Below are 13,426 nucleotides of genomic sequence, written 5' to 3'. Positions count from 1 at the left end.
GTTTAATGATTAAAGGTCATGATTATAGTTTCAGGAACCGGAATCAGTTTTCCAGGGGTGTAATTTATAAAAAATCTCATAAAAAAAAGACCTTTCAGATTTCTGAAAGGTCTTTGTAATATATTTTTAATATAGATTCTATAGTCCGAATACTCTTGCAAACAGATCCGGGAAGATTCCCAGGATGATAATTGCTGCAATGACAACTACTGCAATGATGTTGTAAGTAAGGGTTACTTTCTCTGATGATTTGAATGTTGATTCTTTAAAGAAGAACATGGCAATAATCAGTCTTAAATAGTAAGCGATAGATAGGGCAGAACCTAGTACAGCTACCAATACTAAGAAAGCAGCGCCATTCATTGCCTGGGAGAATAAAGCAAATTTCCCCATGAAACCAGCTGTTAACGGAACTCCTGCCATTGAAAGCATAGAGATCGTTGCTGCTGTTGCTAATAAAGGTTCTGTTTTTGCCAATCCTTTGAAGGCTCCGAAAGAAGTTTCTCTCTTTAATTTCTCTACCCAGATCAGACACATGAAAACTCCTACTGTAGATAAAGCATAGGCAAATAAATAGAATGCCAGGTTATATGTAGAAAGGCTTGTCATTCCGAAGAATACCAATCCGATGTATCCTGCATGGGAAACTGAAGAGTAAGCCAGCATTCTTTTTGCATTCGTTTGGGCAAGACCCATCACGTTGGCCAAAAGTAAGGTAATGATTAAGAAAACTCCTAAAACATTGATCCACTCATGGGTAACTCCTGCAAACCCGATCGTCATCAGTCTGAATAAAGCAAAGAATCCAGAGATCTTTACCACACTCGCCATGAAAGCTGTGATTAATGAAGGAGAACCCGCATATACATCAGGACTCCACATATGGAAAGGAGCTAATGCTACTTTAAATGCCAGTGCACAAAGGATCAATAATACTCCTAAGATGAACATTACATTTCCAGCATTTGCTACTCCAAAATCATGAATTTTATAAAGATCAAAACTTCCTGCACTTCCGTAGATGAATGCAATCCCAAACAGTAAGAAACCTGTTGCGAATGCACCCATAAGGAAATATTTAATAGAAGCTTCATTAGATCTAAGATCAGTTTTGTTAGCTCCGGCCATTACATATAACGGAATGGAAAGAATTTCAACACCTAAGAACATTGTTACCAGGTTCTGGTATCCGAAAAGAACAATCCCTCCACATAATGCAAACAGCATCAAAGCGTATAATTCCGACTGGTGGCTTCTGTGATTGCTGAAAGCAAAACCTCCCAGGAAGAATAACAATAAAGTTGTTACGATTGATATTTTAGTGAATAATGCAGTATTGGCACTGTATTCATACATATGCTTGTAATGGTCGAAGAACGAACATTCCGGCATAAAACTTACGTACAATGCGATGATTAATCCCAAAATCCCAATGTATCTTGCGAATTTTCCTTGTTCAAAAACTCCTGAAAATAACGCAATAACTGCCGTTAGGAAAACAATAATTAAAACACTCATTTCTTAAAATATCAAATTAACTTACCATTGATTGGTAGATAAACTTCACCGAACTACTCACCATGTCGATTACCGGTTGTGGAAAAATACCTAGTAAAATCACAAAAACCGCTAAACTTGCCAATACAGAAAATTCTACTCCTGATAAATCTTTTGCTGTACTTAAAACGGCTTCATCTCCTTCTCCAAACATTGCTTTTCCGTAGAATCTCAATAAATACACCGCACAAAGAATTACCGTAAGACCAGCAATTACTGCTGCTGTTCCGTTAAAATCATAAACAGATTTCAACAAAATAAATTCCCCGATGAATCCATTGGTTAATGGAACTCCCATTGAACCTAATATAATGATCAGGAATAACACCGCAAACTTAGGAGCTACTTTAGCTAAACCACCCATTTGTCTGATGTCTCTTGATTTAAATCTCTTATATAAAATATCACAACAGTAGAATAAACCTACTACGTTGATACCGTGAGCAAATGTCTGTACCAAAGCTCCTTCAGCACCTTCTACATTGAAAGTTCCTCTTAAAGTAACTACTGCAGAAGCAAAGATCCCTGCTACCATCAATCCTACGTGAGAGAAAGAAGAATACGCAATGATTCTCTTCATATCCGTTTGGATAATAGCGATCAACGCACCGTGAACAATTCCTACAATAGCAAGAATGATTACGATCTGTCCGGAAATTCCGGCAATCGGAAGTGGAGTGATTGGAAGTAAATAACGCATTACACCATATACTGCCATCTTCAGCATGATCCCTGATAATAACATGGATCCCTGAGTAGGAGAGTAGGTATAGGTGTCAGGCTGCCAGGTATGGAAAGGGAATACCGGTAATTTCACTGCAAATGCAAAGAAAATAAACCAGAATACCACAGTCTGCTGTACTTCATTCAGCTGAGCATTATATAAATCTGTTAAAGCGAATGATGCAGAGTGGTTGTACACATAGATCAATCCGGCTAACATAAATAATGATCCAACGAATGTATATACGAAGAATTTCGTAGTGAACTCGAACCTTTTATTCTCTTGTCCCCAAAGTCCGGCAATGAACCAAATGGGAATCAAAGTTACTTCCCAGAAAATGTAGAATAACAATCCGTCTAAAGAAGTGAACACTCCTACAAGACCAAACTGCATCAACAGAATCAGCCCGTAGAATGTATTTCTGTAGTTTACATTTTCATTGAAAGATGATAAAATAATGATTGGAGCCAGAATGTTGGTCAATAATAAAAGAAGCATGCTCATCCCATCGATACCGAAGTGAAGAGAGCTCTTCATAAATTGTGACCAAGGGTAATTGATCTCATGCTGCAATACACTATCCACCGTCGGAGTAAAATCAAAATCCGAAAGTATATAAAATGTAAGAAGCATTTGTACCAATGCAATTCCAAGCGCCAAATATTTGCTGGAATTACTCTTCCATGCAAAAACTAATCCCGAACCTACTAGAGGTAATAGTAATAATGTTAATAACAAACAAGACATTATTATTGTAATAAAAAGTTAACAATTAATATAATTCCCACCGCTAAAGACATGATAAGGATATATGTCTCTACATTTCCGTTCTGTACACGCTTCATAGCTTTTCCGCTGTCTTCAGCACCATCACCTACAAAGTTTACAAAACGGTCTAAGATACCCTTATCAAACATTTTTCCTCCGCGTCCTAATCCTTCAACAGTTTTTACAATCAATGCGTTGTAAAGTTCGTCAACGTATAATTTCTTAGCAGAAAGCTTTTCCCATCCGGTATAGTTTTCCTCTGCAACAGCCATCTTTTTCTTACTTACATAAGTATTTCTAACGATGAACCATACAGTGAAGAACATTAATACTGTAGCTGCTAATAAGATCATTTCAGTATTGAAAGGTACTCCTGAAAGAGTAGCTTCCATCTGGCTGTAGCTTTGTTCTGTAAGAACCGGCTTTAACCATTCCATCAGTTTAGCATAGTGGCCGTGACCGATGAAGTGTGGCAGGTTGATAAAACCTCCGATTACAGAAAGAATAGCCAATACGATCAATGGTAATGTCATATTAGACGGGCTTTCATGTAAGTGGTGTTTTTGTTCTTCTGTACCTCTGAATTCTCCGTGGAATGTCAGGTAGTATAGTCTGAACATATACGTTGCAGTCATTGCCGCTAAAACAAATAAGATTACCCAGTAAACAGGGTTTTTAGCGAAAGCTGCTACTAAAATTTCGTCTTTAGAGATCATCCCTGATAATAAAGGGAAACCTGAGATGGCTAATGTTCCGATTAGGAATGTAGCGTGCGTAAGAGGAATATATTTTTTAAGACCTCCCATGAAACGCATATCCTGTTCGTTGCTCATCGCGTGGATTACAGAACCTGCTCCTAAGAATAATAAAGCTTTAAAGAATGCGTGTGTCATTACGTGGAACATTGCTGTTGTATATGCTCCAAGACCTAAAGCAATGAACATAAATCCAAGCTGTGAAACTGTAGAGTATGCCAATACTTTTTTGATGTCGTTCTGACGTAGCGCATAGAATCCTGCCAAAGCAGCCGTTAAGAATCCGATGAATAAAATTCCTCCCTGTACTGTAGGGGCTAAAGTAAATAAGAAGTTAGATCTTACTACCAAATAGATCCCTGCAGTTACCATCGTTGCCGCGTGGATCAACGCTGATACAGGAGTTGGTCCCGCCATCGCATCCGGTAACCATGTATATAATGGAACCTGAGCCGATTTACCGGTAGCACCGATGAATAAACTTGCTGTGATAAAGATAATCACTGTTCCGTCTAATTCAAATTTTGAAGCGTTTTCTGCTACAGAAAGATAATCTACAGCATTGGTTTGAGAAGCAATCATGAAGATACCAATCAATAACGCAAGGTCACCAATTCTGTTCATGATGAAAGCTTTTCTTGCCGCTTTACCGTATTCTTCATTAGTGTACCAGAATCCGATCAACAGGTAAGAACAAAGACCTACACCTTCCCATCCGATGAATAAGATAAGGTAGTTGCTTCCCATTACTAAAAGTAACATCGAGAAGATGAAAAGATTCAGGTAAGTAAAGAACTTATAGAATCCTTTATCATGACTCATATATCCGATAGAGTATAAGTGGATCAGTGAACCGATACCCGTAATGATCATCACCATCATTAAAGAAAGCTGATCAATCTGGAATCCAAAATTGATTTGAACTCCGTTTACTCTAAACCATTCAAAAGCTTTTACGATTACAGGCTGGCTTTCAGAATTGAAATTCATGAAAAGACTTACAGCAATACAGAATGATCCGAAAACCATTGCAGTTGCCAAAGAACCAACTACTATTTTTGGAAGATTTTTTCCGAATAAACCGTTAATAAGAAACCCTAAAAGTGGTAAAAGTACTATTGCATATACTAGATTCTCCATTCTTATCCTCTTAATTTATTAAATATACTCACATCTACAGAACGGGTGTTTCTATACAGCATCGCAATAATTGCCAGACCTACTGCTACTTCAGCCGCTGCTACCACCATAATGAAGAAAACTAAAAGTTGTCCGTCGCCGTTGCCTTTATACGCTGAAAAAGCTGCCAATAAAAGGTTTACAGAATTCAGCATAAGCTCTACACAGCCCAGAATCACAATAGCATTTTTTCTAAGCAATACTCCCATTACCCCTAAACAGAACAATACTGAACAAAGGATGATGAAGTAGTCCAAAGGGATGCTTTGTATAAATGTATTTACTTCTCCCATAATTTTATAAATCTTTTTTACCGATTAATACCGCACCTACAATACCTGCTAAAATCAGGATAGAAGCAAGCTCAAACGGTAAAACATATTCATTAAACAAAAGCCTACCCAGATTTTTGGTAAGACCTACACCTCTGTCTACATTTTCAACAACAATGTGATTGTCTTTTACTCCTCTGAAAACTCCTAATACACCTACCAAAAGAAGACCTGCAGTAAAAACTCCAACAAATTTTAAAGTATTGTTCTTCTTACTTTCGTCTTGCTTATTAAGGTTAAGCATCATTAAGATATAAAGGAAAAGTACCATGATAGCACCTGCGTACACTATAATCTGGATGATTGCTAAGAATTGAGCATTCAAAAGAATATACATTCCGGCAATTGAAAACATCGTAACAATTAATGACAAAATAGCATATAAAGGATTTTTTGCAAATACAAAGTAAACTGCACTTGCTACTGCTAAAAACGCCACCAAGAAAAATAAAAACTGATCCATTATTTTACCGCATTTTTTTGTTTCTCGGATTGTCTTGTCGTGATATCAATCCTTTCATTTATTTTTTCAACTAGTTTATCTTTTCCGTAAATGAAAGAACCTCTGTTGGTTTCCACGTCTACCAACCTGTCGGTAAGATAGATCGCAGATTTAGGACAAGCTTCTTCACACATACCACAGAAAATACATCTTAGCATATTGATTTCATATACTGAAGCGTATTTCTCTTCTCTGTAAAGACCTCTTTCCTCTTTAGTTCTTTCAGCAGCAGTCATCGTAATGGCTTCTGCAGGACAAGCTACCGCACAAAGTCCACAAGCTGTACATCTTTCTCTGCCTTCTTCGTCTCTTTTCAAAACGTGCTGACCTCTCCAGATAGTGGTTCTTGGTTTCTGTACTTCCGGATACGAATATACTGCGGGAGCACCCTTTATCACGGTTCTTACAGCATGCTTAAATGTAATCCCCATTCCTGTAAAGATAGCAGGAAGGTAGATTTTTTCAGCAAGGGTCATTTCTTTGTTGGAAACAACTTTTGATCTGTTTGTAAGTTTCATTTAATTATAGATATTAGATGTTAGACACCAGATTTTAGACTAATCTTGTCTGTTATCTTAATTTTTAATATTCAATATTCACACAAACCTAACAGGTTTTTAAAACCTGTTAGGTTTAGATAATTTAATTTCCAAACGCTAAAATTACAGCTCCTGTAATTAATAGGTTTACCAATGCCATTGGGATTAATGTTTTCCATCCTAAGTGCATTAACTGGTCGTATCTGAATCTTGGAAGTGTCCATCTGATCCACATAAAGATCAGAATTCCAATTACTGTTTTCGTAAGGAATGCTACAATACTCAAGATTCCAGCAGCATTTTCACCCCAGTTTTGAGTTACCCATTCAATACCAGGATAGTTATAACCTCCAAAGAAAAGCACTACCATAAAAGCATTGGAAATAAACATGTTCACGTATTCCCCGAACATATATAAACCTAATTTCATTGAAGAATATTCTGTAGAATATCCTGTTACCAATTCAGATTCACACTCAGGTAAATCAAACGGGTGTCTGTTGGTTTCTGCCAAAGCAGCTACAAAGAAAACAAGGAATGCGATCGGCTGGTAGAAAATATTCCAGTTCAATCCTGAAACCCAAGGAATAACGCCCCATAATTTTCCGGTAGTCTGACTTTCAGTAATTTCTTTTAAATCCAGACTTCCAGACATCATAATGATAGAAAGAAGTGCTAATCCCATCGCCAATTCATAAGAAATCATCTGAGAAGAAGCACGGATAGCACCTAGTAATGAATATTTGTTGTTCGAAGCCCAACCTCCGATCATAATTCCGTAAACCCCAATGGAAGCCATTCCGATGATGAAAAGTACACCAACATCGATGTTTGCTACCTGAAGATCAAAAGAAGTACCTGCAATATTTAAACTTTTACCCCAAGGAATCACAGCTCCTGTAATCAATGAAATAAACATTACCAAAGCTGGACCCAATACGAAAAGGAATCTTTCTGCATTGGCAGGCGTAAAGTCTTCTTTAAAGAAGAATTTTCCACCGTCAGCAAGAGGCTGCAGTAATCCGAAAGGTCCGGCTCTGTTAGGACCAATTCTATCCTGCATGATAGAGGCAACTTTTCTTTCTGCCCAGGTAGAGTAGGCTGCAATCGTCAACGATAGCAGGAAAAGTGCTAGTACAAGTATAAGTTTAAATGTAAGTAAATCCATTTTTGTTGTAAAGATTTTTAGATGTGAGATGTCAGATACTAGATATGAGATAAGGTCTGATGTCTTGCGTCTGAAATCTAATTGTCTTTAATTAAAATTATTTTTCGTCTTTTTCACTGATTTCTTTAGCCATCGGATTGTCTAAAACTCTTAGCTCATCTTTAGGCTTTTCGTAGTGGTTCAATGAAATTACAGAATGTCTGTCGATATGTCTAGGACCTTCGATATTCCAGTCTGATAAAGCTTTTCTTTCGAAACGGCATGTATCGCAGATGAATTCTTCTACTTCACCCCACTGGTCTTTTCTTGCAGTTACTCTTACAATTTCGTCTCCTTTCATCCAGACTAAGGCTTTCCCGGAACATTTATCACATTTACAAGTTGCGTTCATTGGCTTTGTAAACCAAACTCTGCTTGCGAAACGGGCTGTTCTGTCTGTTAATGCTCCTACAGGACAAACGTCGATAACGTTTCCGATGAAGTCATTGTCTAAAGCTTTATTTAAATACGTTGAAATTTCAGCGTGATCTCCTCTGAAAAGGATACCGTGTTCTCTTGTTTCTGTAAGCTGGTTAGCGGTCAGTACACATCTTGCGCAAAGAATACAACGATTCATATTTAATTTGATGTTCGGTCCAAGATCATCAGCTTCGTAAGTATTTCTTTCGAATTCTGTTCTTGTATTTTCCACACCATGTTCATATCCTAAGTCCTGAAGATGACATTCTCCTGCCTGGTCGCAGATAGGGCAGTCCAGCGGATGGTTTACCAATAGGAATTCGGTAACCGCTTTTCTTCCTTCCTGAGCTTTCTCAGAAGTAAGATTTTTTACTTCCATCCCGTCCATTACATTAGTTCTGCAGCTTGCTACTAATTTTGGCATAGGACGTGGGTCTGCTTCAGATCCTTTAGAAACTTCTACCAGACAAGTTCTACATCTTCCTCCACTGGTTTCCAACTTGCTGTAGTAGCACATTGCAGGAGGTACAGATTTACCACCGATTTGTCTTGCAGCTTCCAGAATAGAAGTACCAGGCAAAACTTCAGTAGTCTGTCCGTCTATAGTTATTTTGAATTTTTTAACTTCTTCGCTCATATGATATGCTTTAAGCTTTATGCGTTAAGCAATAGGCTTTGTTATTTATATTTCTTTGTATTAAATGTATATCCAATTCCTCCCAGAACCTGTCCGAAAACAAAATCCTGACGTGCTTTGTCCGGTTTATTATTCAATGTGGTTTTAATGTCCCACATATTGATATATCCTGCTTTTCCTTCTAATCTCAGCATCCAGTTTTTCCAGAATACTAAGTTAAGACTGGATCTGATATCGGTTCCCATTCCTGCAACGTGAAAACGGTCACTTCTTTCATTACCAAAAAGTTTTACATTACTTTTCGGAAACATAAATCCGATTCCGGCTCCATAAGACCATACTAAATCTATATTTTTCTTATGAACAAGATTTTTGTATTTCTCAAGACCTAAGTTTTCATAATTAAGTCCGTCTGTATGTTCGAAAGTAAGGAACTTCTGATCTGCAAGATTCACCTGCCCGTTTTGTACCATTGCGGCATATTCAGGATCTGAAATATGGCCTTTGAAATTAACGGTCTGGTTCTGATCCATCACATATTTCATATGGTCAATTCCAAGAACAAGGGCTAAATTATCCTTAATAAAATATCCTATTCTGAAATTATACTGCGTTACCGTAAACCAGCTTGGATCGAAATAAACGATTCCAAATTTTGTAGGTCTATCCTGTGCGGTTACATTATTCAACTGAAAATCGTACCCGTTACCGGTAAAATGGATATCAGAATTACTATAAGCAGCTCTGTTCCAACCGTAGAATACGAAAACCTGACCTTTTTTGCTTAGTGGCAGAGGTTTTTCCTTTCTTGCAGCTTTAATATTCTGCTTTTCATTACTTACATATGCCAGGTCCTCTTCAACGGATCTGTTATAATTTGCAGTATCAGTTTTTTTATTCTGTGCAAATACAAAATTCGACATCATTAAGCCGACAACCAATAATCTTTTCATTTCAACCTATGCATTCTTTTCAACAGCCGGAATAGGATCTGCATAATGTGCCAATCCATAATTTTGAGTCTGAGATAACTCAGGGTTTTTCACGTGCCACTCAAATTCATCTCTGAAGTGACGGATTGCTGCTGCAACCGGCCAAGCTGCTGCATCACCCAACGGACAAATCGTATTTCCTTCGATTTTTCTCTGGATATCCCAAAGCAGATCGATATCTTCCATTTTTCCTTCTCCTTTCTCGATTTTCTTTAAAATCTTGTACATCCATCCCGTTCCTTCACGGCAAGGCGTACATTGTCCGCAACTTTCGTGGTTGTAGAATCTTGCCAATGTCATGGTGTGATCTACAATACACTGGTCTTCATCCAAAACGATGAAACCTCCTGAACCCATCATGGTTCCGGTAGCAAAACCACCATCTGCCAATGATTCATAGTTCATATATCTTGGCTCTCCGTTCACGGTTCTCAACAATAAATTTGCAGGAACAATCGGAACAGAACTTCCTCCAGGAATACAAGCCTTTAATCTTTTACCATCTTTGATACCACCGCAATATTCATCAGAGTAGATGAATTCTTCTACAGTGATCGTCATATCGATTTCGTATACCCCAGGTTTGTTGATGTTTCCACAAGCAGAAATCAATTTCGTTCCTGTAGATCTTCCAACACCAATTTTAGCATATTCAGCACCAGTAATGTCAATGATCGGAACAATTGCCGCAATAGATTCAACGTTGTTTACCACCGTTGGTCTTTCCCATAGACCTTTTACAGCCGGGAATGGTGGTTTTAATCTTGGGTTACCTCTTTTTCCTTCAAGGGATTCAAGCAATGCAGTTTCTTCACCGCAGATATATGCTCCACCACCTCTCTGTACATAGATTTCAAGATCGAAACCTGTTCCTAAAATATTTTTACCTAAAAACCCTGCTGCTTTGGCCTCTTCAATAGCTTCTTCAAGGATATCCGGAATCCAAGAATATTCTCCACGGATGTAGATATAAGAAGTATTGGAACCTAAACAGTAAGAAGAAATCAGCATTCCTTCAATCAATAAGTGAGGAAGGAATTCCATAAGATATCTGTCCTTGAATGTTCCAGGCTCAGATTCATCCGCATTCACAACAAGGTGTCTTGGAACGCCTTCAGGCTTTGCTAAAAAGCTCCATTTCATTCCTGTTGGGAATCCAGCTCCACCACGACCTCTTAATCCTGAAGTTTTTACTTCTTCAAGAATTTCGTCAGGAGTCATTTTCAAGGCTTTTTCAGCTGCTGTGTAGCCTCCCTGCTTACGGTAGGTTTCAAAGTAGCGGATACCTTCTATATGTGCGTCTTTAAGTAAAAGTTTTTTACTCATTGTTTATTATGCTTTTAGCGTTCAGCTATTGGCTTATGGCTTTTAGCTTATGGCTATTTTAATGTGTTAAAATTTATTTAGTCTAAAGCAAGTTGTCCCTGTCTGCAAAGATCAAGGATTTCGTCTACTTTTTCTATCGTTAAATTTTCATGAAAGAACTTTCCAAGCTGCATCATTGGTGCATATCCACATGCTCCAAGACATTCAGCAGGCTTTAAAGTGAACATGCCGTCTTCAGTAGTCTCTCCGTCTTTAATGTTCAGTTTGGTTCTGATATGATCCAGAATTTTTTCGCTTCCACATACCATACAAGGTCCTGTTCTGCAAACTTCCAATACATATTTACCTACCGGCTTCATATTGAACATGGTATAGAAAGTAGCCACTTCATATACTTCGATCGGTTGGATACTTAATAGTCCGGCAACATAATCCATCACAGGAACATCTAACCATCCTCCGAATTCTTTCTGTGCCAGGTGAAGTACAGGAAGAAGAGCAGATTTCTGTCTTCCTTCAGGATATCTTGCGATAATTTTGTGTACCTGTGCTAAACTTTCCGGTTTAAAAGCTATTGTTTCGCTCATTTTTTATCTAAGATTTCAGATGCCAGATTTCAGACATCAGATTTTAAATTTATATATAAAGCTAAGTGTCCAACATCTGAAATCTGATGCCTGACATCTTATTTTTTATGCGTCTAATTCTCCCGCAATAATGTTCATACTACACATCGTTACAATGGCATCTGAAATGACAGAACCTGTAATCATTTCAGGGTAGGCCTGATAGTAGATGAAGCATGGTCTTCTGAAGTGAAGTCTGTAAGGGCTTCTTCCTCCGTCACTCACAAGATAGAAACCTAATTCTCCGTTTCCACCTTCTACAGCATGGTAAACTTCTCCTTTCGGTACATCAGTTTCTCCCATTACAATTTTGAAATGGTAGATCAATGCTTCCATTTTCTGATATACATCTGCCTTTTCAGGAAGATAGAAGTCAGGAACATCCGCGTGGAATGGTCCTTCCGGAAGATTTTCGTATGCTTGTTTGATAATTTTGATAGATTCCCAGATTTCCTGTTGACGAACCATGAAACGGTCGTAAGTATCTCCTGAAGTCCCTACAGGAATAATGAAGTCGAAATCTTCATATGAGGAATAAGGCTGTGCAACTCTTACATCATAATCTACCCCTGCTGCACGTAAGTTTGGACCTGTGAAACCGTAGCTTAATGCTCTTTCTGCAGAAATAGCTCCTGTACCGATGGTTCTGTCCATGAAAATTCTGTTTCTTTCTAATAGGGTACAGAATTCTTTGAATCTTGGTGGGAAAGTTTTCAGGAAATCTTTCAACAACTCATGAAACTTAGGTGTGAAATCTCTTTCAAAACCTCCGATTCTTCCCATATTGGTGGTCATTCTGGCTCCGCAGATCTGCTCATACATATCATAAATACGTTCTCTTTCGATGAACATATAAGTAAGACCTGTAATGGCTCCTGAGTCCATGCCGGTTACCCCGTTACAGATCAGGTGGTCACCGATTCTGGCTAGTTCCATCAGGATCACACGCATATAATCTACACGTTTTGGAACTTCCACGCCAATCAGCTTCTCTACTGTCATGTGCCAACCTAAGTTATTGATGGGTGCAGAACAGTAATTCATACGGTCTGTAAGGGTAGTGATCTGAGAATAGTTTCTTCTTTCAGAAATTTTCTCAAATGCTCTGTGGATATATCCTACTGTTTGCTCTGCGTGAAGGATTCTTTCTCCGTCCATCGTTAAGATATTCTGGAAAATCCCGTGGGTAGCAGGGTGGGTAGGTCCCAGATTCAGGGTATATAATTGTCCGTCAATCTGTTCCTTACTTTCGTACTGGTTTAGTATATTAGATAATGAGTTATCTTTCATAATTTAAATGCTTTAGGCTATAGGCTCTAGGCTTTAAGCTTATTGCTTGCTGCTTACTGCTTATTGCATTATATTTTTATCTTCCGAACATGCTATCGTTCTTGTCGGTTCTTGTACCGTCTTCAAGGCGATATTCCTTCAACATTGGGTGGTATCCAAGATCTTCCATATTCAAAATAGGTCTCAGATCCGGGTGTCCTTTAAATTTAATCCCATAGAAATCATACGTTTCTCTTTCCATCCAGTTCGCTCCTGCATATAACTCTACAAGAGAGTCTACTTCAATATTTTCTCTGGACATAAAGATTTTCAGACGTAATCTGAAATTGGCCATCATATTATGCAAATGATACACAACTCCTATTTCTTTTTCCGGGAACTCAGGGTAGTGAATTCCGCAGACATCAGTAAGGAAGTTGATTTCCAGAGATGAATCTTTCAGATAATGAATGATTTTCTTAATATCTTCTTTCTTCACTTCAATCGTCAGCATTCCATAAGGTTCTGAGCTTGAAATGACAGAATCCGGAAATTCTCTTGTGATGGCTTCTAATACAAATTCGTTTGTCATT

The 13,426-nt window shown here is 38.1% G+C and carries 13 protein-coding genes; all 13 read right to left on the bottom strand.

The features are described 5' to 3' along the window. Positions 1-138: 138 nt before the first annotated feature. Positions 139-1,518 carry an NADH-quinone oxidoreductase subunit N gene (locus tag ACTJJF_RS19335; protein WP_440700704.1) on the bottom strand — a complete coding sequence of 460 codons (1,380 nt, stop codon included), beginning with the start codon at positions 1,516-1,518 and terminating at the stop codon, positions 139-141. A 16-nt stretch (positions 1,519-1,534) separates the two neighbouring features. Then, positions 1,535-3,028: a complex I subunit 4 family protein gene (locus tag ACTJJF_RS19330; RefSeq protein WP_149388512.1), complete on the bottom strand. Its 1,494-nt coding sequence runs from the start codon at positions 3,026-3,028 to the stop codon at positions 1,535-1,537. A 2-nt stretch (positions 3,029-3,030) separates the two neighbouring features. After that, on the bottom strand, positions 3,031-4,944 hold the full coding sequence (gene nuoL / locus ACTJJF_RS19325) for an NADH-quinone oxidoreductase subunit L (protein ID WP_312301889.1): 1,914 nt from the start codon (positions 4,942-4,944) through the stop codon (positions 3,031-3,033). 2 nt (positions 4,945-4,946) lie between these two features. Continuing rightward, on the bottom strand, positions 4,947-5,276 hold the full coding sequence (gene nuoK / locus ACTJJF_RS19320) for an NADH-quinone oxidoreductase subunit NuoK (RefSeq protein ID WP_065396642.1): 330 nt from the start codon (positions 5,274-5,276) through the stop codon (positions 4,947-4,949). Between the two features lie 4 nt (positions 5,277-5,280). Next, on the bottom strand, positions 5,281-5,778 hold the full coding sequence (locus ACTJJF_RS19315) for an NADH-quinone oxidoreductase subunit J family protein (protein ID WP_312301892.1): 498 nt from the start codon (positions 5,776-5,778) through the stop codon (positions 5,281-5,283). Then, the gene (locus ACTJJF_RS19310; protein ID WP_034693420.1) at positions 5,778-6,335 is read right to left on the bottom strand and encodes a NuoI/complex I 23 kDa subunit family protein; all 558 of its coding nucleotides are present in this window, start codon (positions 6,333-6,335) and stop codon (positions 5,778-5,780) included. The genes ACTJJF_RS19315 and ACTJJF_RS19310 overlap by 1 nt, the downstream gene beginning before the upstream one ends. Before the next feature lie 124 nt (positions 6,336-6,459). Further along, positions 6,460-7,524, bottom strand: a complete 1,065-nt coding sequence (gene nuoH, locus ACTJJF_RS19305; protein WP_047428401.1) for an NADH-quinone oxidoreductase subunit NuoH — start codon at positions 7,522-7,524, stop codon at positions 6,460-6,462. 97 nt (positions 7,525-7,621) lie between these two features. Beyond that, the gene (locus ACTJJF_RS19300; RefSeq protein ID WP_312301896.1) at positions 7,622-8,620 is read right to left on the bottom strand and encodes a 2Fe-2S iron-sulfur cluster-binding protein; all 999 of its coding nucleotides are present in this window, start codon (positions 8,618-8,620) and stop codon (positions 7,622-7,624) included. Between the two features lie 41 nt (positions 8,621-8,661). After that, positions 8,662-9,573 carry a hypothetical protein gene (locus ACTJJF_RS19295; protein WP_440700703.1) on the bottom strand — a complete coding sequence of 304 codons (912 nt, stop codon included), beginning with the start codon at positions 9,571-9,573 and terminating at the stop codon, positions 8,662-8,664. Between the two features lie 6 nt (positions 9,574-9,579). Next, positions 9,580-10,938 (bottom strand): NADH-quinone oxidoreductase subunit NuoF, encoded by a 1,359-nt coding sequence (nuoF, locus tag ACTJJF_RS19290; RefSeq protein WP_027373522.1) that lies wholly within the window; start codon positions 10,936-10,938, stop codon positions 9,580-9,582. Positions 10,939-11,015: 77 nt separating this feature from the next. Continuing rightward, positions 11,016-11,525, bottom strand: coding sequence for an NADH-quinone oxidoreductase subunit NuoE family protein (locus ACTJJF_RS19285; protein WP_123945414.1), 510 nt, complete (start codon positions 11,523-11,525; stop codon positions 11,016-11,018). Positions 11,526-11,630: 105 nt separating this feature from the next. After that, the gene (gene nuoD, locus ACTJJF_RS19280) at positions 11,631-12,854 is read right to left on the bottom strand and encodes an NADH dehydrogenase (quinone) subunit D (RefSeq protein WP_034693431.1); all 1,224 of its coding nucleotides are present in this window, start codon (positions 12,852-12,854) and stop codon (positions 11,631-11,633) included. A 76-nt stretch (positions 12,855-12,930) separates the two neighbouring features. Continuing rightward, a complete protein-coding gene (locus ACTJJF_RS19275; protein WP_312301903.1) occupies positions 12,931-13,425 on the bottom strand; it encodes an NADH-quinone oxidoreductase subunit C in 495 nt (164 codons plus the stop codon). Position 13,426 lies beyond the last annotated feature (1 nt).

Source organism: Chryseobacterium sp. 22458 (genome assembly GCF_052044975.1).
Taxonomy (GTDB): domain Bacteria; phylum Bacteroidota; class Bacteroidia; order Flavobacteriales; family Weeksellaceae; genus Chryseobacterium.
The sequence above is the reverse complement of the archived record's forward strand: the minus strand, read 5'-3'. Positions and strand labels throughout refer to the sequence as shown.

Excerpts from the sequence above, each read along its gene's own strand:
- ACTJJF_RS19335 (WP_440700704.1), bottom strand. The coding sequence starts at position 1,518 with ATGAGTGTTTTAATTATTGTTTTCCTAACGGCAGTTATTGCGTTATTT.
- ACTJJF_RS19330 (WP_149388512.1), bottom strand. The coding sequence starts at position 3,028 with ATGTCTTGTTTGTTATTAACATTATTACTATTACCTCTAGTAGGTTCG.
- nuoL (WP_312301889.1), bottom strand. The coding sequence starts at position 4,944 with ATGGAGAATCTAGTATATGCAATAGTACTTTTACCACTTTTAGGGTTT.
- nuoK (WP_065396642.1), bottom strand. The coding sequence starts at position 5,276 with ATGGGAGAAGTAAATACATTTATACAAAGCATCCCTTTGGACTACTTC.
- ACTJJF_RS19315 (WP_312301892.1), bottom strand. The coding sequence starts at position 5,778 with ATGGATCAGTTTTTATTTTTCTTGGTGGCGTTTTTAGCAGTAGCAAGT.
- ACTJJF_RS19310 (WP_034693420.1), bottom strand. The coding sequence starts at position 6,335 with ATGAAACTTACAAACAGATCAAAAGTTGTTTCCAACAAAGAAATGACC.
- nuoH (WP_047428401.1), bottom strand. The coding sequence starts at position 7,524 with ATGGATTTACTTACATTTAAACTTATACTTGTACTAGCACTTTTCCTG.
- ACTJJF_RS19300 (WP_312301896.1), bottom strand. The coding sequence starts at position 8,620 with ATGAGCGAAGAAGTTAAAAAATTCAAAATAACTATAGACGGACAGACT.
- ACTJJF_RS19295 (WP_440700703.1), bottom strand. The coding sequence starts at position 9,573 with ATGAAAAGATTATTGGTTGTCGGCTTAATGATGTCGAATTTTGTATTT.
- nuoF (WP_027373522.1), bottom strand. The coding sequence starts at position 10,938 with ATGAGTAAAAAACTTTTACTTAAAGACGCACATATAGAAGGTATCCGC.
- ACTJJF_RS19285 (WP_123945414.1), bottom strand. The coding sequence starts at position 11,525 with ATGAGCGAAACAATAGCTTTTAAACCGGAAAGTTTAGCACAGGTACAC.
- nuoD (WP_034693431.1), bottom strand. The coding sequence starts at position 12,854 with ATGAAAGATAACTCATTATCTAATATACTAAACCAGTACGAAAGTAAG.
- ACTJJF_RS19275 (WP_312301903.1), bottom strand. The coding sequence starts at position 13,425 with ATGACAAACGAATTTGTATTAGAAGCCATCACAAGAGAATTTCCGGAT.